At 68.0% G+C, this 23,934-nt stretch carries 18 protein-coding genes; 8 read left to right on the top strand and 10 right to left on the bottom strand.

Annotation, left to right across the window (positions count from 1 at the left end; genetic code table 11):
- The first annotated feature begins 163 nt into the window (after positions 1-163).
- The 6 genes from A7D27_RS16155 to A7D27_RS16130 all read left to right on the top strand — a co-directional run bounded on the left by A7D27_RS16155 (position 164) and on the right by A7D27_RS16130 (position 8,353).
- Entirely contained in the window at positions 164-1,738 is a 1,575-nt protein-coding gene (locus A7D27_RS16155; RefSeq protein WP_069563168.1) for a sensor domain-containing diguanylate cyclase, read from the top strand.
- A gap of 373 nt (positions 1,739-2,111) precedes the next feature.
- The gene (locus A7D27_RS16150; protein WP_069565436.1) at positions 2,112-3,794 is read left to right on the top strand and encodes a BCCT family transporter; all 1,683 of its coding nucleotides are present in this window, start codon (positions 2,112-2,114) and stop codon (positions 3,792-3,794) included.
- A 253-nt stretch (positions 3,795-4,047) separates the two neighbouring features.
- Positions 4,048-5,193 carry a site-2 protease family protein gene (locus A7D27_RS16145; RefSeq protein WP_083265657.1) on the top strand — a complete coding sequence of 382 codons (1,146 nt, stop codon included), beginning with the start codon at positions 4,048-4,050 and terminating at the stop codon, positions 5,191-5,193.
- The gene (locus A7D27_RS16140) at positions 5,183-5,872 is read left to right on the top strand and encodes a YafY family protein (protein WP_069563166.1); all 690 of its coding nucleotides are present in this window, start codon (positions 5,183-5,185) and stop codon (positions 5,870-5,872) included. Before A7D27_RS16145 ends, A7D27_RS16140 begins: the two co-directional genes overlap by 11 nt.
- Positions 5,873-5,958: 86 nt before the next feature.
- Positions 5,959-6,327 (top strand): VOC family protein, encoded by a 369-nt coding sequence (locus tag A7D27_RS16135; RefSeq protein WP_069563165.1) that lies wholly within the window; start codon positions 5,959-5,961, stop codon positions 6,325-6,327.
- Positions 6,328-6,424: 97 nt separating this feature from the next.
- Complete coding sequence (locus A7D27_RS16130; RefSeq protein WP_139131233.1) at positions 6,425-8,353, top strand: hypothetical protein; 1,929 nt, start codon at positions 6,425-6,427, stop codon at positions 8,351-8,353.
- Between the two features lie 110 nt (positions 8,354-8,463).
- Here A7D27_RS16130 and A7D27_RS16125 read toward each other — a convergent pair whose 3' ends face one another.
- Entirely contained in the window at positions 8,464-10,170 is a 1,707-nt protein-coding gene (locus tag A7D27_RS16125; protein ID WP_069563163.1) for an amidase, read from the bottom strand.
- A 374-nt stretch (positions 10,171-10,544) separates the two neighbouring features.
- On the opposite strand from A7D27_RS16125, the gene A7D27_RS16120 reads away from it, so the two are divergent.
- Both A7D27_RS16120 and A7D27_RS16115 read left to right on the top strand, forming a co-directional pair.
- Positions 10,545-12,305 carry a diguanylate cyclase gene (locus tag A7D27_RS16120; protein WP_240919530.1) on the top strand — a complete coding sequence of 587 codons (1,761 nt, stop codon included), beginning with the start codon at positions 10,545-10,547 and terminating at the stop codon, positions 12,303-12,305.
- Between the two features lie 164 nt (positions 12,306-12,469).
- Positions 12,470-12,832: a DUF3509 domain-containing protein gene (locus tag A7D27_RS16115; protein ID WP_069563161.1), complete on the top strand. Its 363-nt coding sequence runs from the start codon at positions 12,470-12,472 to the stop codon at positions 12,830-12,832.
- A gap of 1 nt (position 12,833) precedes the next feature.
- Here A7D27_RS16115 and tam read toward each other — a convergent pair whose 3' ends face one another.
- The 9 genes from tam to A7D27_RS16070 all read right to left on the bottom strand — a co-directional run bounded on the left by tam (position 12,834) and on the right by A7D27_RS16070 (position 23,934).
- Complete coding sequence (gene tam / locus A7D27_RS16110; RefSeq protein ID WP_069565435.1) at positions 12,834-13,604, bottom strand: trans-aconitate 2-methyltransferase; 771 nt, start codon at positions 13,602-13,604, stop codon at positions 12,834-12,836.
- Between the two features lie 103 nt (positions 13,605-13,707).
- Positions 13,708-15,219, bottom strand: a complete 1,512-nt coding sequence (locus A7D27_RS16105; protein WP_069565434.1) for a right-handed parallel beta-helix repeat-containing protein — start codon at positions 15,217-15,219, stop codon at positions 13,708-13,710.
- Between the two features lie 14 nt (positions 15,220-15,233).
- Positions 15,234-16,349, bottom strand: coding sequence for a polysaccharide lyase (locus tag A7D27_RS16100; RefSeq protein ID WP_069565433.1), 1,116 nt, complete (start codon positions 16,347-16,349; stop codon positions 15,234-15,236).
- Positions 16,340-17,731 carry an alginate biosynthesis protein AlgX gene (locus tag A7D27_RS16095; protein ID WP_069565432.1) on the bottom strand — a complete coding sequence of 464 codons (1,392 nt, stop codon included), beginning with the start codon at positions 17,729-17,731 and terminating at the stop codon, positions 16,340-16,342. The genes A7D27_RS16100 and A7D27_RS16095 overlap by 10 nt, the downstream gene beginning before the upstream one ends.
- Before the next feature lie 69 nt (positions 17,732-17,800).
- The gene (locus A7D27_RS16090) at positions 17,801-18,448 is read right to left on the bottom strand and encodes an alginate O-acetyltransferase AlgF (protein ID WP_139134109.1); all 648 of its coding nucleotides are present in this window, start codon (positions 18,446-18,448) and stop codon (positions 17,801-17,803) included.
- Positions 18,449-18,471: 23 nt separating this feature from the next.
- Entirely contained in the window at positions 18,472-19,578 is a 1,107-nt protein-coding gene (locus A7D27_RS16085) for a hypothetical protein (RefSeq protein ID WP_069565431.1), read from the bottom strand.
- Between the two features lie 11 nt (positions 19,579-19,589).
- On the bottom strand, positions 19,590-21,017 hold the full coding sequence (locus A7D27_RS16080) for an MBOAT family protein (RefSeq protein ID WP_069565430.1): 1,428 nt from the start codon (positions 21,015-21,017) through the stop codon (positions 19,590-19,592).
- 11 nt (positions 21,018-21,028) lie between these two features.
- Entirely contained in the window at positions 21,029-22,483 is a 1,455-nt protein-coding gene (locus A7D27_RS16075; RefSeq protein ID WP_069565429.1) for an ion channel protein AlgE, read from the bottom strand.
- On the bottom strand, positions 22,480-23,934 hold the full coding sequence (locus A7D27_RS16070) for a sel1 repeat family protein (RefSeq protein WP_069561422.1): 1,455 nt from the start codon (positions 23,932-23,934) through the stop codon (positions 22,480-22,482). Before A7D27_RS16070 ends, A7D27_RS16075 begins: the two co-directional genes overlap by 4 nt.

The following is a 23,934-nucleotide window of genomic DNA, read 5'->3' as shown; positions in this document are numbered from 1 at the left end:
TCGTCCTGGTCGAGGCGTAAAATCCCCACGTTTTCCGGGCTCTTTCCGGGTCTGTGACGGCCCTGTCCCAGCCCGCCTGCCCACCCTTACGATGCGATCACCCCCCAGGACCTGCTGCAAGGATCGCAGTCCCCTCGAGTGATCGCCCATCGGGACATGACCCATGCCGTTCGGGCCACCCCCCTCGCTCAACCTGCGCAGCCTCATCCTCCTGTTCGCCCTCGCGGCGACCTTGGCGACGCTGGCCAACAACCTGCTGGTGACCTACGGCATCCAGCGCCAGGCGCTGGTGCAGAACGCCCTGGAGGCCAACCGTGCCTATGCAGCCAAGCTGGCCGCCAGCATCAACGAAAGCCTGGGTGGTGACCTGGAGCGCCTTCGCTACAGCGCCACCCGGCTGGGCAACGTGCCGGGCGACACGAAGCAGATGGCGCTGGAGGCCGAGCGCCTGCTGATGCAGGACCACAGCTTCAACACCGTGCTGGTGGCCGATGCCGAGGGCACCGTGGTGGTTTCCAAGCCGGACGGCCTGGGTATAAACGGCCAGGCCCTGCGCTCGCGGGAGGCTCTGCAGCAGCGCCGGGCGATGGTCAGCCCGGCGTTCCGCTCCCTGGCGGGTAACCTCATCGTTTTCGTCTCCCACCCCATCTGGGGGCAGGATGGCCAGTACCTGGGGCTGATCGGCGGCACCATCTACCTGGGTAAGCCCAATGCCCTGGATTCCCTGGTCAGCCAGCATTTCCACCACGACGCCTCCAACGTCTACCTGGTGGACCCGGACCGCAAGGTGCTGTTCCACCCCGACGCCAGCCGCGTTGGCGAGCGCCTGGGTGCCAACCCCATCGTGGACGCGGTGCTCAAGGGTGAGAGCGGTGCCATGCAGGCCATCAACTCGCGGGGCGTGGAAGTGCTGGCCGGTTACGCCAGCGTGCCGCTGAGTGGCTGGGGCGTGGTGGCCCAGCAGCCCCTGGCTGCCGCCCAGGCCGCCGTGGAGGAATTGATGAAGCGCCTGCTGGCCGGGCTGCTGCCCATGAGCCTGCTGGGCATCGGGCTGATCCTCTGGATTTCCGCGCGCATCAGCCATCCGTTGCGGCAACTGGCCGAGAGCGCCGCCCAGCCGGAGCGTGCAGAAAAAGCACTGCGGGTGAAGGCCTGGTATGCCGAGGCCTGGATGATCAAGCAGGCGCTGCTGGCTGGCCTGGAAGTGACCCGGGCCAAGCTCGGCCAACTGGACCGGCAGGCCAAGAGCGACCCCCTCACCGGGCTGGCCAATCGGCGTGCCATGGAGGAGCGCTTGCAAGCCTGGCAGCGGCTGGGCACGCCGTTCTCCGTCATCAGCCTGGACATCGACCACTTCAAGCGGGTCAACGACACCTTCGGCCACGACACCGGTGACGATGTGCTGCGCCAGTTCGCCGATCTGCTGCGCCAGAGCTGCCGCGAGCGCGACCTGCCGTGCCGTGTGGGGGGTGAGGAGTTCATCCTGCTGCTGCCCGAGACGCCCATCAGCTCGGCGATCGACGTGGCCGAGCGTTTCCGCGTCAGGCAACAGAGCACGCTGATCGACCCGGTGGGGCAGGTCACCGTGTCCCTCGGTGTGGTGCACTGGTCGCCCCGAGGCGGGCGCAGCGTGCAGGACGTGCTCAAGCGGGCGGATGAACTGCTCTACCAGGCCAAGCAGGCCGGACGGAACCGGGTGATGGCAGAGGAGTCGCTGGCTCTGAAATCAATCGGCTGATGGCATCAATGCCGACGGTAAAGAATTCCTGACAGCCCGTTCCTTCAAAAAAGCGGCGTGATGTACAGCGGCGTTTTTGCCAAGACCTCGCCGTCAAAGGACTGCTGTCAGGAATCAGGCCTTCTTGCCGGTTTGCAATTCCCGTGTGCGCGTCCGGTGTGTCGCTGGCGAACATGCACGGCGATGCAAGGCGGGCCATGGCGCAGCGTACAGCCGTGTCCACCGGCGAAATCGACACCCTGCTCGGTGGCTTCGCGCCAGGGTGTCGCTTCTGGCTCACTGCATGCCGCTTGCCGGTCCGAGCCAGGCGAAGCGCTTTGCTAGGTTGGACGGCCTTGACCGAGCCCACGGCCGACGACCACGGAGCAGCCCCTTGAGCCACGCCACCGCGTCCCACCGAACCGACACCGCGTCGAGCGACATTCCGCCCCCCTCGGGTGACGCCAACCCGATCCTCACCGGCTACCGCGTCGGCCAGGACAACCTGCGGGGGCGCTGGCTGGTGCCCTTCGACATTCACGGCGTGGTGTTCCTGACCTCGGCGCTCACCGTCTTGCTTTTCGTGGTGCTGACGCTGGTGTTCCGCGAGGCGGTGGAGCCGGTGTTCACCGGCCTGCGCGACCTGCTCACCGGTCGCCTCAACGGCTTCTTCCTCGGCGCGGCGAATGTGTTCGTGGTGCTGTGCCTGGCACTGGTGGTCTCGCCCCTGGGGCGGGTGCGCCTTGGCGGCACCCAGGCCCGGCCGGACTATTCCTACGGCAGTTGGTTTTCCATGCTGTTCGCCGCCGGCATGGGCATCGGGCTGATGTTCTACGGCGTCGCCGAACCCGTCTCCCACTACCAGACCGCCCTGGCCGGCCCACAACTGGGCGAGGGCGGGGCGCGTATCGACTGGGCACCGCTGGCCGGCGCACCGGGTAACCCCGCCGAGGCCGCGCGGCTGAGCATGGCGGCGAGCATCTTCCACTGGGGCCTGCACCCCTGGGCGATCTACGCCATCGTGGCGCTGGCCCTGGCGTTGTTCTCCTTCAACAAGGGGCTGCCGCTGTCGATCCGCTCGATCTTCCACCCCCTGCTCGGTGAACGGGTGTGGGGCTGGCCGGGGCATGTGATCGACATCCTCGCGGTATTCGCCACGCTGTTCGGCCTGGTCACCTCCCTGGGCCTGGGCGCCGAGCAGGCAGCGGCGGGCATCGACTTCCTCTTCGGCACCGGCGCCTCGCTCACCGCCAAGGTGGTGCTGATCGTGGTCATCACCCTGGTGACCCTGTCTTCGGTGGCTGCGGGGGTGAACAAGGGCATCAAGCGCATGTCCGAGCTGACCATGGTCCTGGCCGTGGCGTTGCTGTTCTTCGTGGTCCTTGCCGGGCCCACCCGCGTGCTGCTGGCGGGCACCCTGGACAACCTCGGCGCCTACCTGCAGTACCTGCCGGCGCTGTCCAACCCGCTGGCGCGCAGCGATGCCGCCTTCAGCCAGGGCTGGACGGCCTTCTACTGGGCCTGGTGGGTGAGCTGGTCGCCCTTCGTCGGCATGTTCATCGCCCGCATCAGCCGGGGACGCACCGTGCGCGAGTTCCTCATTGCGGTGCTGCTGGTGCCTTCACTGGTGTCGGTGTTCTGGATGAGTTCCTTCGGTGGCGCCGCGCTGCACCAGGTGTTCAGCGGCCTCGCCGGGGTGCAGGAGGCGGCCCTGGAGCTGAAGCTGTTCGTGATGCTGGCGCAGTTGCCCTGGAGTGCGATCACCTCCTTCGTCGGCATCGTCCTGGCGCTGCTGTTCTTCATCACCTCGTCCGATTCCGGCTCCCTGGTGATCGACACCATCACTGCCGGCGGCAAGCTCAATGCGCCGGTGGTGCAGCGGGTGCTCTGGGTCGTGCTGCAGGGCGTGCTGGCCATCGTCCTGCTGGTCGGCGGCGGCCTGGCGGCATTGCAGGCGATGGCGGTGTCCACCGGCCTGCCGTTCACCTTCGTCCTGCTGGTGGGCTGCGTCGCAGTGGTCAAGGGTTTGCTCAGCGAGCCCCGTGGCCAGGTGCGTCGCTCGATGGCAGACGGGTAGGGCGCACAGGACCTCGCAGGCGTGAACAGGGTGGTGGCAGAGGGCGGGGATTTCCGCTCTACTGCCGCACCTTGGCGGGGGTGAGTCGCCCCCATGCTCTCCAGCGACTGCGAGGTACACGGATGTTGGCTCAGGCCTTTCACTGCACATGCCGGGCGAACCGGGGTCCCCTGGGCGCTATCGTCTGTCTCGATGCCTGCCGTACCGCGCGCGTCGACAGCCCCAGGTTGTGCCGACCTGTTGAGGTGAGCCCGTGACGATTCAGGCGCGCCTGACCCAGGCATTCGAGGGGCTGATGAAGCTGCTGCAGGCCGCGTTGACCCTGGGCGGCGCCATGGTGACCGGGATCGTCTCCGGCATCGCCTTGGACGGCGGGCCCATTGCCGCCGTGGCACTCACCCTCGCGCACCTCGCCCTGGCGCTCTGCGTGCATGAGGGCGGCCACTGGCTGGGCGCCCGCTGGGATGGTCTGACGGTGTTGCTGGTGCGGGTGCTGGCGGTGGAAATCCAGCCGATGCGCCGTGGCCTGCGGGTGCGCTGGTCCCGCCAGAAGCGCCTGCGCGGGCTGGGGGGCTATGTGTTCTGTGCCGACTCTGTGCCGCCGCGCGGTCCCCGCGCACGCCTGCGCATGATCGCCTTCGGGCCCGGCTGCAACCTGCTGCTGGCGGCGCTCGCCGCCCTGGTCGCGCTGCTCTGCATCGACTCGCCGCCGGCCTTCGGCATCGCGCTCGGCATGGCCAGCAGCAACCTGGGCATGGGCTTGGCCAACCTGGTGCCCACCCTGCGGCCCATGCCCAGTGATGGCGCTCGCCTGTTCATGGCCTGGCGTTATGTCGACGAGTCCGGTCCGGTGTTCGCCTACAACCGCCTGCTGGCCCTCAGCGTGGCCGGTGTGCCTGCCGAGGCCCTGCCTGAGACAGACCTGACGAGCCTGGAGCAGCAGCCGATGCCCATGCCGCTGGTGGCGCTGTCCTACCGCCTGGACCGCCTGCAGGCGGCCGGTGATTGGGCGGCGGCGACGGCCATGCAGGCCCAGTTGGAGGCGCTGCTTGCCGCACACCCCCAGGCGCGGACCGACTGTGCGGCAGTGGTGGCCCTGCTGCGTGGCGAACTGGCCTTCAGCCAGGCCATGGCCAGCGGCCGTGCCGACGGTCTGGACGCGGTGCTGCACAACGACGAAGTGGCCTGGTATTCGCCAACCCTGCCGGCCCGCTGCCGAGCCTTGCAGGCGCTGTTCAGCGGTGATGAGGTTGGCGCCGAGCGCGAGCTGGAGGCGGCGGTGTCGCTGGGGGCCAACGCCGTGGTCCGTTCGTGCCACCGCCAGCAGCTCGCGCTCGCCGGGCATGTCCGCGCGTTGTTCAAGGGGCAGGCTGCCGAAGGGCCGTTGCATGTCACGTAGCCAGCGCCTGCTCGACCTGTTGCAGATCCTGCGGCGTCACCGCTACCCGGTGGCCGGGCATGTACTGGCCGATGCGCTGGGCATCAGCCTGCGCACCCTCTACCGCGACATTGCCACGCTCCAGCAACAGGGCGCCCACATCGAAGGCAGCGCGGGGCTGGGCTATCTGCTGCGCCCCGGCTTCGAACTGCCGCCGCTGATGTTCTCCCTGGAGGAGATCGAAGCCCTGGTGCTGGGCATGCGCTGGGTCGGCCGCCGGGGCGACTGTCGCCTGATGGGCGCTGCGCGGGACGTGCTGGCCAAGGTCGGTGCCGTGCTGCCGCCGGCCCTACGCGAGGAGCTGGAAACCAGCACCCTGCTGATCGGACCGGCGCCAGCCAGCGACGTGCCCGACGCGCTGCTGGAGCAGGTGCGCGACGCCATCCGTCGGGAGCACCGGGTGCAGCTCGGCTACCGCGATGCCGACGGGCAGGCGTCGCAGCGGGTGGTCTGGCCGTTCGCCCTGGGCTACTTCGAGCAGGCCCGCGTGCTGGTGACCTGGTGTGAGTTGCGCCAGGCCACGCGGCACTTCCGCCTCGACCGGGTGGAGACCCTGCAGGACCTCGGCCAGCGCTATCCGCGTCGGCGCCAGGTGCTGCTGCGTGAGTGGCGCGCGCAGGAAGGCATCGCCGAGCAGTGAGGCTGCTGCCAGAAACTGACAGGGGAGGGGCCTAGCCTGTGCACATCGAGTGACGACGCCCGTCGCTCCACACAGGAGCCCCGCCCATGATCGCCCCCAGCCTGCTCAACCTGTACGTCGACGACTCGGCTCGCAGCGCCGATTTCTACCGGCGCCTGCTGACAGGTGACATCGTCGAGCAATCCTCGACCTTCGCCCTGTTCGTCTTCCCCAACGGCTTCAAGCTCGGCCTCTGGGGCCGCACCGGCGTCGAGCCGGCCACCACCGTGCGCGGCGGTGGCGGCGAGCTGTGTGTCCATGTCGACAGCGACGAAGACGTGGACCGCCTGCACCAGCGCTGGCGCGAGCAGGGCGTGGAGATCGTCCAGGCACCGCTGGCCATGGACTTCGGCTACACCTTCACCGGCCTCGACCCGGACGGCCACCGCCTGCGGGTGTATCACCTGGCGATGTAGTCCGCCCGAGGGTGTTGAAACTGCGGTGGCGTCGCTGCTTTGCCACCGTGCTTTCTGCTAGCGTGTGCGCGCCCTCGAATCGGAAGGACCCGACCTCATGCAACGAATGCTCCTCGCCCTTGTGGCCGGCATGGTACTCACCGTGCTCGGCTATGCGGGTTTTTCCTGGCTTTCCGCCCATTACCTGCCCCTGGCCCCCGAGGCCAAGCTGACCCGTGCGTTTCCCCCGCCGCCCGATCTGCAGGCCCGCTGGCAGCGGGTGGACGCCTTGGCGCGCGATGCCGGCAATGCCGGGCTGTCGGCGCAGATGGAGATACGCATGCGCCAGCGCTCCCTGGCCTGCTCCCCGGGCTACCTGCCAGCCTGGTACGAGCGCATCGAGACCGTCAGGCAGCGGGTGGCCAACCCCACATGCTTTGCCGCGCAGGACCGCAAGATCGAGCGCTGGCTCGCCCTGCTGGAGGTCGGCGCGATGTTGCGTCTGGAGCCCTTGCGAGCAATCCCCGCCCAGTTCCCCGAGGCCCTGCAAGGGGACGCCCCCCTGGTCGATGCCGTCTTTGCCGAGCGGGCCGGCATTGCGCTGCTGCAGACCCGCAGAAGCCTGCAGGTGATCGACGTCGGACGGGACCAGGCGCTTTACCGCGAGCCCTCCGATGGCCAGTTGAGGGTGGGTTCGCTGTCGGAGAATGGTCGCCTGTTCGTCTCCTATGGTTCCAAATCGCTGCGTATCCGTGAGGCGGAAACCGGGCGGACCGTGGCGCAGATCCATGGTGCGTACCCGAACTCGTTCATCTGGCTGGATGGGCAGACCGCCCTGTTCCAAGGGCGTTCCCACACCCAGTTCATCGACTTCAGCCAAGGGCGGATCATCGATACCGAGCTCTATCGCCAGCCGGAGCGTGCGGCGCCCGTTCCCGGCAAGCCGGACCACTACGTGGCGTTCGGACGGGGTGGCGCCGTCGAGTTGGCCCTGGAGCAGCGCACCAGCGTTCCGAAGGTCCGCGTGGTGCGCCTCCAGGACTCAAGCAACACGGCGGTCGCAGCCCTGGACAGCGAGCCCGGTGGCGGGGCCTTCAGCCTCGATGGCACGCAGTACCTGAGCCCGCTCAGGTCTAACAACCTGGCTGTCTTCTCCATTGGCGAGCTGAAGAACGAGGTCATCGAGACTGGTCCCTTCAAGGCGATGAAGGTGATACCGACCGCAGACCCGGACAAGTTTCTGTTCGGTGGGAGCCCCTTGCCGTTCTCCCAGGCCACGGTCCGGGCGTTCGTGCTCGATACCGCCCTCCAGCGCCTGGCCCCGGTGACCGAGGAGCTGAACCTTGCCGGGCTGTCCTATGTGCGGCCCCTGGGCGTGTTCGGGGCCATCGATGCAAGCCGCTACCGCCTGATCAAGACGTTGCCGGTGGGGGAAGAGGTCGATCTCGTCACCTGGCGTGATGGCCTGGCCCAGGCAGCGTTGCAGCGCAGGATCGAGCAGATCGCAGCCCAGGGGCCTGCACCTGTCCGCCAGCCCGTGCCGCCGTCCATGCCTGATGTGCTCGTGCGGACCGGGCAGATGCCGCCGCGCCCCCAATTGCCGACCCCAAGCGAAGCGTCGTCCCCGTCCAGGACGACACCGGTTCAGGTGCCGGTGATCGATACCCAGGTCGAGGTGATCGGTGTGTACGAATCCGCACGGGGGCAGCACGGCGGAGGCGAGCACCATCCTGGTGTCATCGACGTGGAGGTCCGCAAGAGCCAGAAGCCGTTGACGCTGGTGTTGTCCTCCTACGAGCCCATTACCTGGAAGCTGAACCGCCAACCGGGAAGCCGCATCCACCAGGTGCTGCTCTCCAGTTACCACCCCTCCACGGTGGAGGGTGCCGGGGATGCACGGGTCATCGTCGTCAAGGTCGGCTATGACTACCAGGCGTCCGGCTACCGGACACTGCCGCCCGAGGTGACCAACCTGACCGGGCAGCAGACGGGGCTCTACCAGGGCACCTATTCGGGTGGGCGCTTCTCGGTGGGTGGCGGGCCTTGATGCCCTGGGGGCGGTCGAGTGAATAAGGTGGCCGCATTGCACGGACCCACGAGCCCGATTGCACAATCGCTACGCCCGGGCCCGCCGTAGGCGGGCACCAGGCACGGCGATCAGCCTTTCAGCGGGGGCGTGCGCGGCGGGACGATCCGGCGCGAGCCGGTGGACTCGAAGGCGGCGGCGTAGCGCAGCAGGGCGTTGTCGTCATAGGCGCGGCCGGCGAAGGTCAGGCCCACCGGCATGCCGATGTCGGCCATCACGCCCATGGGCACGGTGACGGTGGGTACGCCCAGGTGGCGGATGGCGAGGTTGCCGTTGGCGACCCAGACGCCATTGCTCCAGGCGATGTCGGCGGAGGCCGGATTGACGTCGGCATCCGCCGGAGCCACGTCGGCCACGGTTGGGAACAGCACCGCGTCCAGGCCCTGGGCCTGCATCCAGTCCTCCAGGTCGATCTTGCGGGTGTATTCCAGGGCGCGCAGGCCGTCGGGCAGGGTTTCGATGCGGTCCCAGGGGGTGATGCCGCGCTCGGCCATGGTCACGTACTCGGCCATGCTCGCCGCCAGGTCGCCTTCGCGGTTGGGCAGGGTGCCGGGTTCGTGGGGGAAGATCTGCGGGCCGTCCACGTCCTTCAGACGGTTGAGCTTGGGATCGCCGTTGGCCTGGAGGAAGTCGTCGAAGGCCCAGGCGGTCAGGTCCCACAACTCGTGGTGGAGGAACTCCTTGGCGATGATGCCGCGGTTGAACACCGTGGGCGCGCCGGGGCGGTCGCCCTCGCAGTTGGAGACCAGCGGGAAGTCCACCTCCAGCACTTCGGCGCCGGCCGCTTCCAGGGCCTGGCGCGCCTGCTCCCACAGGGCGATGACGCTGGGGCGGGTGTGGATGCGCTGACCGGTGGGGCCGCCGATGCCGGGGTTCTCGCTGGTGCCGGCGTCCGGGTCCTGGTTGATGAACATGCGCGGCACGCCGAAACGCTTGCCGGCCAGGGCCTCGGCGCCAGTGGCCAGGTCCTGGTAGCGGGCGGGGCGGACTTCGCTCACCGAGGGGATCGGCACCCAGGGCTGCAGGCGCCAGAGGTCGCCGCGCTTCTCGGTGTCCTCGGCGACGACCACGTCGAGCACCTCCAGCAGATCAGCCATGGTGCGGGCATAGGGCACCACCACGTCCATGGTCGGGGTCAGCGGCCAGTTGCCGCGGATGGAGATCACCCCGCGGGACGGGGTGTAGGCGCACAGGCCGTTGTTGGAGGCGGGGCCGCGTCCGCTGGACCAGGTCTCTTCGGCCAGGCCGAAGGCGGCGAAGCTGGCCGCCGTGGCGGTGCCGGCGCCGTTGGAGGAGCCGGAGGCGAAGGGCGCGGTGAGGTAGTCGGCGTTGTAGGGGCTTTCGGCGCGGCCGTAGACACCGCGCTGCATGCCGCCGTTGGCCATGGGCGGCATGTTGGTCTTGCCCAGGCAGATGGCGCCGGCGGCGCGCAGGCGTTCGATGGTGAAAGCGTCGCGCTGGGCCACCAGGTCCTTGAAGGCGGGGCTGCCGGAGGCGGCGGTCAGGCCCTTGACCAAGTAACTGTCCTTGGCGGTGTAGGGGATGCCGTCCAGCGGGCCGAGGGTTTCGCCACGGGCGCGGCGGGCGTCGGAGGCCTCGGCCTCGGCGAGGGCCTCGGGGTTGCGCACCACCACGGCATTGAGGGCGGTGGTGGTGTTCGGGCCGTCGTAGGCGTCGATGCGGGCGAGGTAGGTCTTAACCAGTTCGACGGCAGTGGTGCGGCCGGACTCCAGCGCAGCGCGCAAGTCGGCAATGGAAACTTCGGTTACTTCGATCATGGGGTCACCGCTGGCAGGTGCCGCGTGGCACACGTGGTTCGGAATCCGGCGGGCAGGGCCCGGGGCTCGATGCACCCTGGGCCGCTGGCCGGGCGAGTCGAGGCGAACTATTTAGCATCTGGCGGCGGCGGGCGGAATCTTTCGGTCGCGTTTTCGCGTGTAGATAGTCTTTTCGCGCCCATTGGTGGGGTGCAAGCGGGGCGGTTCGTCCTCTTCTAGACTTCCGTTGCCTCTTAGAAGAAGAACGCCGCATGAATTGGCCGCATCCTGCTCCTGCCCCCCGGAGGACGTTGTCCCTGCCCGGGCTCCTTGGCCTTCTGGCCTGCCTGCTCGTGGCTCTGGCGTCGGTCGCTCCGGCGCGCGCAGAGGAGGGGGTGGACGCCGCAACGATGCGCGAGCAGCCGCTTTTGCTCACCGATGCCCTGGGCCTGCTTGAGGACCCGCAATCCCGCTACAGCCTGGACGATGTGCGCAGCCCGGAGCTGGCCGGGCGCTTCGAGGGTGGGCGGCCGCCGGCCAATGCCCTGGCGCTGGGTTTCACTCGCTCGACGTTCTGGCTGCGGGTGGCACTGCGCAATCCGGGCGACGAGCCTATCAGGCGCATGCTGGAGGTGAGTAACCCTCGCGTGTCCTTTGTCGATGCCTACCTGCCAGATGGCCAGGGTGGTTACCGCGCGGTGCTCACCGGCAGTGATCGGCCATTCGACACCCGTGCCTACCCCAATCGTCACTTCGTGTTCCCGTTGCTGCTGGCCCCCGGCGAGACCCAGGTGGTGTACCTGCGTGTGGCCTCCAAGAGTGGCCTGCTGGTACCGCTCAAGCTCTGGGAGGAGGCAGCCTTCCACGTTGCCGAGCGTGCAGACTATGCAGTCCAGGCGTGGTACTTCGGCATCGCCACGGCGATGATCCTCTTCAACCTGCTGTTGTTCGCAGTGCTGCGCGACCGTACCTACCTGTTCTACGTGGCCTTCGTCAGCCTCACCGTGCTGGCGCTGGCGAGCAAGAACGGCCTGGCGCCGGAGTCACCCTGGGATGCCCTGCTGATGAACTCCAACGAGGCCTATTACTCCAGCGTTTCCCTGGCTCTGGTGGGGATGCTGCTGTTCACCCGGCGCATGTTGCAGATCCCTGAAAGCCTGCCGCGGGCGGACCGGCTGGTGCTGGCCCTGGTGGTCGTGTACCTGCTGACACCGGCCTTGTACTGGATGGCCCTGCCCATGTTCTCCAAGGCCGCGATGATGCTGAACCTGGCCACGGCAGTGCTGATCGTCGGCATTGCCGTGGTCTGCGCCTTTCGGCGCCAGCGTACTGCGTACTTCTTCATCGTGGCCTTCGCGCTGCTGATCATCGGCGCAACCGGCACCATCCTGCGGGCCATGGGCCTGCTCCCCTCCAACCTGTTCACCGTGGACGGCGTCCAGTTGGGCTCGGTGATGGAGATGATGCTGCTGGCCTTCGCCCTGGCCGACCGCTACAACGTCATGCGCCGCGAGAGGGCCCGGATGACGGACGAGCTGCTGAGTGCTCAGCAACAACTGGTCGAGACCCTGCAGCAATCGGAACGGGTGCTGGAGCAGCGGGTGGCCGAGCGTACCGAGGAACTGCAGGTGCTCAATCGCCGGCTGGAGGCCCTCAGCCTCACCGACGGCCTGACGGGCATTCCTAACCGCCGGCATTTCGACGTGATGCTGGTCCAGGCCTGGGGGCACGCCCAGCGCAACGGGTCGCCCCTGGCCCTGGCGGTGATGGATGTGGACTGGTTCAAGCTCTACAACGATCACTACGGCCACCCCGCCGGTGATGCCTGCCTGCAGCAGGTGGCCCAGGCCCTCAGCGCCACGCTGTGTCGCTCCAGCGACCTGGTGGCACGCTACGGCGGCGAGGAGTTCGTCTTCCTCGCCCAGGACACTGGTGTCGAGGGCGCCCTGGAGCTGGCGCGCCGGGTGTCCGAAGCGATGGAGACACTGCAGTTGCCCCATGAGCGTTCACCCCTGGGCCGCGTCACCCTGAGCATCGGTGTGGCGGCGATGGTGCCGCAGCCCGGCGAGCTTGCCGAGCTGCTGCTGCAGCGTGCCGACGCCGCGTTGTACGAGGCGAAGCGAGGCGGTCGCAACCAGGTGGTGGCTGACGGCTGACGGCGTTGCAGAACACCCTGTGATCCGGGCCCGCTCTTGCATCCTGCAAATGGCAGTGTGATGTCGAGCGCACGCAAGTCCCTGATTTGCCTGGAGGCAGCTCACGCGGTCGTTGTGGCATGGAGGCTGCACCCATGGGAGGACAACAACCAAGGAGCCTTCCCATGAACATCGCCATCCAGAAACTCTTCCAGGCATTCCCCGGCTACGAGGTCGCCATCACCCCCCGGCCTGACGGCATGCTGCTGCTGTGCCTCAGGCACGGTGACGCAGAGCCCCTGCGCAAGGCCATCGACGGCGACGTGGTGTTCTGCGAGCAGCGCGTGCGCCGCGTCATCCGCGAGCTGACCCGCGACCTGAAGCTGGCCGCCGGGGAAGTGAGCTGGAAGGGCGGGGGCAACCAGTGGGTGCGGGCAGAGCTGCCCACCTTCACTGGCGGCGCCATCCACTTCACGGCCGCCAAGACCCTGTTCGCCCGACGCGCGGTGCGTCGACCGGGCCAGGCCCTGGCCGACACCACGCGTTGACTCAGCGGCGTGCCACCAGGAACAGTCGCGGGAACGGCAGCAGCACGCTGCCGTCGTCCAGGGTCGGGTAGGCCTCGGCCAGTTCGGCCTGGTAGGCCGCGAGGAAGGCCTGCTGGCCGGCATCGTCCAGCGGCGCCAGGAAGGGGCGCAGCCCGGTGGCGCGGAGCCATTCGACGATGGCCGCCGGGCCGCCCGGCAGCGGGTGGTAATAGGTGGTGCGCCACAGATCGACGCGGGCGCCGGCCTGGGTCAGCAGGCGGTAGTACCACTTCGGCGCGTGTCGTGCCTCGCGGGCACCGGCGGCCTCGCGCAGGGCATCCGCCCAGGGGCCGCTGGCAGCCACTTCGCGCATCAGGCGGTGGGAGTCCTCGTCGAGGTTGTCGGGCATCTGCACTGCCAGACAACCGCCGGGTGCCAGTTGCGCCAGCAGACGCGGCAGTTGGGTGCCATGGTCCGGCAGCCATTGCAGGGAGGCGTTGGCGAAGATCAGATCAGGTGCCACCTGGGCAGTCCACTGGGCGATATCGCCTTCGAGGAAGGTCACGCCCGGCAGGCGCTGGCGGGCGGCGGCGAGCATGTCGGGTGAGCTGTCCAGCCCGCTGATGGCCGCGTGCGGGTAACGCTCCACCAGCAGCTCGGTGGAGTTGCCGGGGCCGCAGCCGAGGTCGATGGCGTGGTGTACGTCGGTCAGCGGCACCCGCGCCAGCAGCTCGATGGCCGGGCGGGTGCGTTCGTCTTCGAACTTGCGGTACTGCTGGGCGGACCAGGTCATGGCGGGCTCCTTCGACGGGAAGCGCCCATCATCCTCGCAGCCGCTTGCTCACGCCAGCGCGGGCGGCTCCGATGCTGCCGGGCGGTAGAGCACCAGGCGGTAGTCAGCCCCTGCAGTCCTCATCCACCACCCACTCGGCAGTCGGGGCGCTGGCTCCGGTGTCTACGTGCAGCAGGCAGGGGTGGCGCACGGTGCTTTCCAGTACCTGGCTCTGCACCGGCAGCAGGTCGCCGATGAAGGCGCTCTGCAACACCGGGTTGCCCTGGAAACGGTTGCCGCCGAGCACGATCTGTTCCAGGCCTTCGACCCGCACCATGGCCTTGCCGATGCCGCCCAGGGTGTTGCCGGTGAGCACCAGGCGGCCGGGCAGGTGTTGGGGGTTGCGCAGGCTGATGGCGTACTCGGGGGTGTTGCCGACCTGATTGCTCACCAGGAACAGCACGCCGCCGACGTTGCTGGCGTCGATGCCGCTGCCCTGGGTGTTGCCGATGAGGTTGCCCTCCAGCAGCAGGGGCAGGCGTTCGCTGGGCGTCAACTGGTCCAGCAGGATGCCGGCGCCGCGGGATGCGCCCAGCAGGTTGCGGCGGATGCCCAGGGCACCTTGCTGCTCCACCATTTCGATGCCGGCCTTGGCGGTGTTCAGCACGCTGTTGTCGGCGATCAGCCCGCTGACCTGGCCGCGTGCACGCAGGCCGCTGTTGTTCTGCACGCCGTCGATGTAGTTGCCCAGGACTTCGATCTGGCTGTCTTTCAGGTCCAGCGCGTACTGCTGCTGGTCGCTGAAGCGCGACCCCTGCACCCGCGCGCGGGCGTGTTGCAGCTCCAGGGCGGTGGACAGGTCGCTGAAGGTGCTGTTGCGCACCAGCACCCGTGCCGGCGCTGTGGCGGCGGGCTGCTGGGGGCTCAGGGCGGTGGTGATGCCACGGGTGAAGTTGGCGTTGTAGCCGAGCCGCTTCAGGTGCGAGTCCTCGATGTGCAGGGTGCTGCCGGCCCAGGCCATCACGAAGGGGCGATACGGGTCCTGGGTGTCGCCTGCCGATTCGCCTTTCCAACTGGAGAGGGTGGCGCCCTTGAGCTGTAGCAGGCCACGGTTGATCAGCGCGGTGCCGGAGGGGGTGTACAGGTACAGCGTGCTGCCTTCGACCCGCAGGGCTGCGCCGGGGGCGATCACCAGCGGGTAGCTGAGCAGGTAGCCGTCCTTGTGCCGCTTCAGCACGCGGGGGTCGTTGAGCGCGGTCGCGAGCTGTTCCAGGGTCAGGCTGCCGCCGCTGATCACTACTGCTTGCGGGTGGTGGGCCTGGTAGCCGGCGATGGCGCGGAACAGGCCGTTCCTGGCGAAGGGCTCGAAGTACCAGCTTCCCTGCTGGGAGGAGAACATCGTCTCCAGGCTGGCGCGTGCGCGGCCTGCGGGCGCTGCCGTTTCCAGGGCCGGGAGCGCCGTCTGGGCGATGGCGTCGCGGGCGTGCTGGAGCTCGGCCTGCTGGGCGTCCCACGGCAGCAGGCTGAGGGTCGGGCGAGGTGGCTGGTAGCTGGCCGCCTGGGCATGAAGGCCCAGCAGCAGGGGCAACAGGCCTGCGAGCAGGCGGCAGCCGGAGCGGAAAATGACCTGGCGCATGTGCGGTCCCTCTTTCAATCCTGGGTCGGGTACATCGGCTTGATGGGGCCGCCGATCTGGCTGTAGTTGTCCACGTCGCCATCCATTTCGTCGTAGAGCCGCCGAGCCCAGGGGTGGCCCGGGTAGCGGTGCAGGTAGGGGATCAGCCAGGCGAGCTTGTAGGGCGCGACCTCGTCCTGGTCGTGCGCCTGCAGCTCCGGCAGTTTCTCGGGCTCGAGCTGGCTGCGGGCGGCGAAGCTGGCCAGCAGCCACAGCGTCTGGCGCTCGTCGCCGCTGAGCGGCCGTCCGTTGGCTTCGGCGCTCTCCATCAGCAGCATCAGCGGGACCAGGGCGTACTGGGTGTAGGTGCTGGCAAGCCTGCCCCGGGCCACTTCCAGGGGCAGGTAGGCGTAGTCGCCGCTCGTGCTCCGCCGGGCCTGGGCGAGGCCCCGTCGCAGGCTGTAGTCGGCCCAGGCGATGAAGTCCTCACGCTCCACCAGCATCCCCACCGAGGCCACGGCCCAGCCGGCCCAGTAGTCATGGTTGTTGAAGTAGGGGAAGTCGGGAACATGACGAGGCTGGTATTCGGTGATCACCCGTTTCGCCAGGCGCTCCAGCCAGGCTTTCTGCTCGCTGTCCAGCTCATAGCGGCCGTCACTGAGGGCGCGGACCTTGAGCAGGGTGGAGCCGATGGCGGCCAGCGCCCATTTGCGTGCGGCGATGCCGGTCTTGCTGGCGTCGGGGTTCTCCAGTGCATGGGCATGGGCCCAGCGGCCGAGCCAGGTGTCGAGGCAGGCGAGTGCCTGGTTGGCCCGCTCGGGGCGCTTCGCCCGCTGGAATTCCTTGGAGGCGCGGATCAGCCCGCCGATGTAGCCCTTCACCTGGGCCTGGACCTTTTTGGCCTGGACGTCGGGTGTGGCGCTCAGGCGCGATTTGGTGACGTCGCTCTGGTCGTACTTGCTCTCGAACTGCAAGGCGCCCGTGTAGGGCTCGGGCGCGGGGTAGGGGCAGCCGAGGCTGCGGTAGTCGCCCACCATGGCAGCCTGGGGCGTTGCCTGGTCGGCCCAGAGGGAGTTGACCGCCTGTGCCGGACTCATGGGCAGCGCCAGCAGCAGGGCGAGGGCGCAGAGCAGGTGGCGGTTCAGCGGCATAGCTGCACGTCCACCTGGGTCGACTGGGTGATGTCCACGGTGGGTTCCATGAACACCGAAAGCAGGTTGGCGCCCTTGAACGCCTCGGCCCGACTGAGTTCCAGGTAGTAGTGGCCACCGGTGACGACCGCCTCGCGGCGGAACCACACCTTGTCCCGGGCGCCATTGTCGTAATAGACGATCACGTAGAAGTCCTTGAGGTTGCGGTCGCTGATGCGGATGTCGAGGAAGCCGTCCAGATCGCTCAGCTTGCGGCGCTGGTCGCCGGCATTGCTGAGCAGTTCGATGCGCTGGTTGACCTTCAGCACGCCGGTTTGCAGCGCATTGCGGGCCAGGGGTTCAGCGCGGCAGCCGCCCTTGATGGCTGGAATCAGTTGGCGGTAGCTGAGCGGGTCGTCCAGGCGGTAGTTGGCCGGCAGCTCCCAGACGATGAGCCTGGGCGGTTTCTGCGGCGAGTAGCTGTCCGATTGCAGGTACTCCAGCAACGCGCCGTCCTGCCCGGCGCCGGGGAGGGCGTAGTTGAGGATGTCCACGTCGAGGTACTGCTTGAGGAAGCCGTCGAAGTTGAACTGCTTGCTTTCGTCCTCCCTTGCCGCCGAGTTGGAGGTGCCGACCAGCACCACTTCCGGGTCCGGGGCGTCGTCGAACAGGGCGTCGGCATCGTCGTTGACCGGGATGGTCTGGAAGCCGCGCACGTACTGGAAGCCGTAGTTGTTGCCGCAGATGCGCGAGAGCGCCAGGTTCATGGTGCCGTCCTTGGGCACCATCACGCCGGGCTCGGTCTGGTAGTGCTTCTTCGCCAGGCCGGCATACAGCGGGTGCCGGCGGACTTCGTCGGCCACCAGGCGGGCAGTGGCCTCGGCCCCGGCCGGGGTCCAGTGGTGGTCGCGACGGAAGAAGTACTCCTTCTGCGGCGGGTGCTCCACCAGTTGCATGACGTCCGGCACGATGGCGCCGCCGGCCCGCAGTTGCCCGGCAAAGTGGCGCAGGCTGGCGCTGGCCTTGGCGTAGTCGAAGCCGTAGGCGCGGTCGGGGCGGACCTTGTCCCGGTGCATCAGGCCGCGGGTGGGCTGGATGGCGATGACCACGTCGGTGCCCTGGGCCTTGAAGGTGCGCATCAGCCGGGCGAACTCGGGCTCCATGGCGGCGGGGATGCCGAAGTCATTGGTCAGGTCGACCACGGAGCGGAACAGCCAGCGGTCCTTGCCCGGCGCGATCTCGCGCATGAGCTTCATGTTGCCTTCGGCGTATTGCTGCGGATCGGTCAGGCCAGGGCAGAGCAGGCATTCCAGGTCGCCGCAGGTGGGCGCCTCGGCAGCGAGCGCCGGGAGGCTGACGAGGGCCAGGAACAGGGCCAATCCGTGCTGCAAGGTCTTCTTCATGGTCGAGGCGGGTTCATCCGTTGTTGAGGCAGGCGCCCGTGGGGACGGGCGCCGATCCCTGTCGTCGCATCACTCGGTGGGGTCGACGCTGTTGGCCAGGCTGAGGGTGCGATAGCCGCCGGCCTGGGGCAGCAGCACGTAGCTGTAGGAGCGGCCTTTCTTCAGGAAGAGTTCGTCGAACTGCGCCAGGCTCTGTTCGTCGGCATAGGCGGCGAAGCCGATCTTGATCTCGTTCACCATGCGGCTGCCGGTCTGGTTCTTGCCCAGTGCCTGGACGATGTCGTGCTTGCCGTCGCGGGTCTTCAGCGCCACGTCCTGGCCGGTGAGGTTGTAGAAGGCCACCTGGGCTTTCTTCGGCTCGTTGACGAAGGCGTCGGCGATGACGACCAGCTCGCTGCCGGTGTAGAGCAGGGTGGTGGCGGTGTTGGCCTTCAGCTCGGGCTCGACGGCCAGGGCGCCGGTGGCGATGCGGTGCTTGCCCTGGGGCACGAAGCGGTAGCCGCTCATCTGCCCGGCCGGGACTTTCTGCGGGTTGACCTTGCCGCTCAGGGTCACGTCGATGCCCTTGTCGGAGAGGTTGAACACCCGCACGAAGGCGGAGTCGGCCGGGGCGACGGCGTCGTAGAGGTCGGCATTGGCATCCTTGGCGGCCTGGGCCGGCAGGTGGATGGTCAGTAGCAGCGCCAGTGCGCTCAGCAGGCGGGAGGTGATTCGCATGAGGGGTCTCCTTGGTCGTCGAATCAGAAGTGGCTGGGCTGCTCGGCGCGGGCGCGCGCGGCAACCATGTTCTGGGCGAGCACGGTGCGCACCGGGAATTCCCAGATCACCGTGTCGAGGCCGGGGTCGGCCAGTTGCGGCCCTTGCAGCAGCAGTTCCATGGCCTGGAAGGGGCCGCGGGCTTCCTGGGCCAGGGTCACCAGGTCGCTGTGCAGGTATTCCTTCATGAAACCGACGAAGTTCCAGTCGTCGATCTTGCTGTAGCTGGTGCCCACCAGCAGCAGCGGGCTGCCTTCGTCGTCGAACAGCGCCGCATCGCTGACCGCCTGCTCGGCCTTGAGGGTCTCGAACAGGGGCAGGTCGATCGGGGCGAAGTCCGTGGCGGCCAGGCCGGTGTCGAACTGCACGTAGTTCATCAGGTCGCCCCTGTGTGGCTTGCTGCCCACCTGTTGCGAACGGTAGGCGGTGGTGCCGACCAGGGCGGGGTTGCCCTGGGCGAAGGTGGCCGCTGCGAGGCGCGCGCCTTCGGGGCTCCAGTGGGTGTCGTTGGGCAGGAACAGGGCCTGGCCTTCCCGCGCGGCGATAAAGGCGCTGCGCACCGGGGTGACGTCGACGCCTTCGGCTTTCAGTCGCTCGACGAAACGGTCGTACAGCGCCACCGCGCGCAGGTCGGGCTGCACGCGAGCGCGGGCGGCGTAGATGTCCAGCTTCATCGGCACGGGCAGCAGCACCAGCTTCTTGCCGTGCGCCGCCAGGCGGTCGCGCACCTGGACGATGGCCTGCACCTGCTGCTGCAGGTTGGCGGGCAGGTCGCGGGTCACCAGGTATTCCTGGTTGGTGAACAGCCAGCCGTCCCGGCCGAGCACCACGCCGCTGGTGGCTTCGCCGAAGAGCATGAAGCGGATGTCCGCCCAGGCCTGTACGGACGGCTCGCGGAGGAAGAAGCGCTTGTCGTAGAACTGCTCGAACTTGCGCAGCAGCTTGCCGTCCACGAACAGCGACCAGGTGTCGGTCTGGGTCTTGCCGAAGCTGAACACGGCCGGCAGGGAATAGAGGAACATGCCGCCCAGCAGGGCGATGAACAGCAGCCCATTCCACAGGCTGGCCGACGTGATCACGGGGAATTTCATCGGGTCCGCTCCTAGAACTGGAAATACAGGAAGGGCGAGAAGGAGTTCGCCGCCAGGCTGCTGAGGGCGACGAAGAAGCCGCTCCAGAGCACCAGGGCCTGGACGCCGCCGAAGTGCTGCATGACGTAGCCGTCCTTCAGTCCGGCGTAGTAGCGAACGTTGTTGCGGCCGGCCAGCACCAGCCAGGCCAGCGCCACCAGGCTGAAGGCCATGGCCATGCGCGAGGTGCCGAGGATGTACAGGTCGAGGCTGCCGAGGCCGTTCAGACCCAGCAGGCCGGCGTAGATGTCCAGGCTGTGGCGCAGGTCGTTGGTGAAGAACAGCGGCATGCTGAGGAGGATGAGCACGGCCGTGCGCATGTTGCGCCAGAAGCGGTAGGGCGTGGTGATCTTGGTGGCGATGCCCAGCTGGCGCTCGATCACCATGGCCACGCCGAAGAACAGCCCCCAGAAGATGAAGGCGAAGCTGGCGCCATGCCACAGGCCCGACAGCAGCATGGTGAGGACCAGCGCCGGCATCGGCCCGGCCACGCGCTTGCGCACCAGCGGCATGAACACGTAGTCCCGCAGGTAGTGGGCCAGCGTCATGTGCCAGCGCTGCCAGAACTCGGTGACGCTCTGGGCCACGAAGGGCTGGTTGAAGTTCTCCGGGAAGCGGAAGCCCATCATCAGCGCCAGGCCGATGGCCATGTTGCTGTAGCCGGCGAAGTCGAAGTAGAGCTGGAAGCAGGCTGCCAGCAGGCCGAACCAGCTCTCCACCAGTTGCAGTTCACCCTGGGCGAGGAACAGGCCGCTGACCGGTGCCAGGTTGTCGGCGATCAGCACCTTCATGATGAAACCGACCATGAAGCGCCCCACGCCGATGGAGAACAGCTCCAGGGAGTGGGTGCGCTGGCGCAGCTGCGGTGCCAGTTGGCTGTAGCGCAGGATGGGCCCGGCCACCAGGTGCGGGAAGAGGGCGACGAAGGCGGCGAAGTCGATGAAGTTGCGCGTCGGCTCGGCGTCCTTGCGGTAGATGTCGATGATGTAGCTCAGGGCATGGAACACATAGAAGGAGATGCCCAGCGGCAGCAGGATGTGCTCCAGGGTGAAGGTGTTGATGCCCAGCGGGGCCAGCAGGGCTGCCAGCACGTCGGCACCGAAGTTGGCGTACTTGAAGTAGCCGAGGGTGGCGAGGTTGCCGACCACCCCCAGCCACAGCAGGCGGCTGGCTGCCTGGCGGTTGCCGGCCTGCTGCTGCTGCCTGATGCGCAGGCCGAACCAGAAGTTCCAGTAGGTGATGCCGACGAACAGCAGCAGGAAGTCCGGCCGCCACCAGGCATAGAACAGGTAGCTGGCGGCGACGATGACGCTGGAGCGCCACGCTGGCCGGGCCAGGAAGTACACCAGCAGGAAGACCGGCAGGTAGAGGAACAGGAAGACGTTGGAGGCAAAGATCATGGGGTGCTCCCTCAGTAGCGCATGACGAGGCCGAAGGAGATCTGGACGTCGTCGCCGCTCTCCAGGGCGTCACCGGCCCGGAGGTAGCTGGCGCTGACCAGCGCATTCAGGTCGAGGTGTTTGCCCTCGTAGGCGAGCGGGAACATCTTCCAGTAGTAGTTCAGGTCCAGTACCTGGCCGACGTCGCGCTGGCCGTTGCCGCGCCCGGCGCGGATCGCCTGGCGGCGCTCGCGGGCCTGCTGCTGGTCGACGCGCACCGGCAGGTCGCCGTCGGCATCGCGCAGGTACAGGTCGCTCAGGCGGATGTCCAGCGAGCTGCGGGCCGTGGGCCGGGTTTCCAGGGCCACGCCGTAGTACTTCAGGTTGCGCATGTTCAGGGCCACGAAGGAGCTGACCAGGCGGGTGCTGTAGCTGGACGGGTTGACGATGCGGTCAGACTGGATGCGGTTCAGGCGGAAGCCGTCGGCCTCGTTGTCCGGGGCGTCGGTCAGGCCCGCGCGCAGGGCGACCCGGGGTTCCCAGGGCGCGTCGTGGAAGCGCTTGCCGACCTCGCCCAGCATCAGCCAGCCACGGCTGTTGCCGTGCTCGCTGACGCCGTCGGCGTCGGTGGTGCGGGTGCGCCCCCGGAGGCGCACCGCTTCCAGGTGGTAGTCGCTGAACAGCGGGCTGACGCGCAGGTCGTCGCCACTGAAGAACAGGCCGGCGCGGGTGCCGGTGAAGTCCTGGGCGTCGTCGGGGTCGGCGTTGCTCCGGTCGTCCTCGTGGAGCACGCGGGCGCCGACCCAATTGCGTTCGCTCCAGCGCCAGGCGTACTCGCCCATGGCGTAGCGTGTGTTCTCCTCGGTGGGGTCGAGGCTGTTGACGTCGGTGTTGTAGTTCCAGAACTTCTGCGCCACGGCGACGAAGCCATGGGAGAAAGCGTCGCGGTAGTCGAAGCGCAGCGATTCGATGCTGTCGTCCCACCAGATGCCATAGGTGTCATAGAAGCGCTGCCGCCCGACGGAGAGGGAGAAGCGCGGGTCGTCGCACAGCAGGTTGCGGCGTACATAGAGCTCGCGCAGCTCGCTGTAGAAGTGCTCTGGGCGTTCGTTGCGGGTGCTCTGCTGGAAGTTGTCGTCCTGCAGCGGCGTGGCGGACTGGCTGGAGTCGTAGTTGATCCAGGCGCGGCCGAAGACCTGCCACCTGGCCCAGCGTTTCTCCGGGGAATACCAGTGGTAGCTCGGCTCGTAGCGCAGGCTGTAGAAGCCCTTGCGGTCGGCGCCCAGCACCGAGTCCTCGGGGCCGTAGCCGCCCTGCAGGGTGAGCTTGTTGAAGAACTCCGAGGTCACCGGGGGCAGGGTGTCCAGCGACAGCGCAGCCGGGGCGGTGGGCGTCGGAGCGGGGCTGAAGGCGTCCTCTTCGGCGGCCGCGACCGCGCCGCTGACCGTCACGGCACCGATGCACAGCAGTGCCTTCCACTCGTTCACAGGCGGTACTCCTTGTAGATCACATCACGGGCGAGGGTGGCCCGCTGCAGTTCGTCGTGGCTCATTTCCTTTTCCAGGCGCTTCAGCAGGCCATTGGCGCGGAACTCGCCCAGCCCCTTGGCCGCTTCGGCGTAGGCGTGGGCCTTGACCTTGTCGTGGCAGATGGCGCGGCCGAAGGTGTAGAGGCTGGCGATGCGGTAGTAGGCCGAGGGCGAGCCGTTGAGCGCCTGCTGGTGGAAGATCGCCAGGGCCTTGTCCAGGTCCGGCTCGTCGAGGCCGCCCCGGCTGTAGAGGTCGCCCAGCAGCAGTTGGGCCTCGGGGTAGTTGGCGTCGAGCAGTTCCTGGATCAGCCCATGGGCCTGTTCCGGGTCGAGGGTCAGCCAGTTGGTGACCATCAGCACCGAGGCCCTGAGGGCCTTGGCCCGCAACGGGTCGGTGCGGGCGATGCGCTCGATCAGGGTGAAGGCTTCGTCGGCGGTGAAGTCCTGGGGGGAGGAGGTCATGTTGTTGACCTTGCTCACCATGGCCGGCACCCAGTTGCGTTCGATGGCGTTGTCCAGCCAGGCGCGGACTTCGGCATTGGTCTGCGCCAGCAGTTTGGCCTGGGCTTCCGCGCGGGCCTTGTCGGCGGCGCTGGCCTCGGCCTTGGCGTCGCCTTCCAGGCCCTCGTCGGCTTCGCGCAGGGCGCGGTTTTCGATGGCGATGAGGCCGCTCTGGGTGGAGTAGATGCTGTCCAGCAGGGTGCCGATACGGTGCACCGCTTCCACGGGCAGGCGGTCCTTGTGCGCGAACAGGGTCTTGGCGAAGGCGGGGAAGGCGGTGTCCTGCGCGTCGCCGAGGAAATCGTAGTAGCGCACGACGGCACGGGTATCGACGAACACCGCAGCGCGGTACCCGCGCTCGGCGTCATCGCGGCGGCCCTGGCGTTCGGCGAGCACGGCCTTGTACAGCTGCGGCCGGCAGAACTCCAGGCAGGACGACTCGTAGAGGCCGATCAGTTCGGCCACACGGGGCGCCTGGAAGTACTCGGGGAAGACCAGGAAGACCTCCAGGGCGGCATCCAGGGTGCGCGGGTCGCGGGCATGGGGGAACCGGCCCAATGCCTCGCGCACGTAGCCGGCATTGGCCTTGCGCATGCGCGGGTTGCGCTCCAGCAGTCGGCTCAGCGAGGACAGTGCGAGCACCTCGCCACGGCCCTCGGCGAATGCCTCCTTGTACAGCGCCAGGGCTTCTTCACCGTTGGCGGCGTCACCGGAGGCGAGGCGGTCTCCCAGCAGCAGCTTGGAGGCCAGGTCGCCGCGCTCGGCGAGACTGCGCAGGTCGGCGATGACGTCGGCGTTCGGGTCCTTGTAGAGGGCGTAACGGATCTGTTCGAGGCTCTGGGCGGCGCCGGCCGGACCGGCACACCCCAGCAGCATCGCGGCGACCAGGACAGTGGATTTTCCCTTCAT

It is taken from the genome of Pseudomonas sp. 1D4, from assembly GCF_001728925.1.
Classification (GTDB): domain Bacteria; phylum Pseudomonadota; class Gammaproteobacteria; order Pseudomonadales; family Pseudomonadaceae; genus Metapseudomonas; species Metapseudomonas otitidis.
Note: the sequence above shows the minus strand (reverse complement) of the source record. Positions and strands in the feature narration are given on the sequence as shown.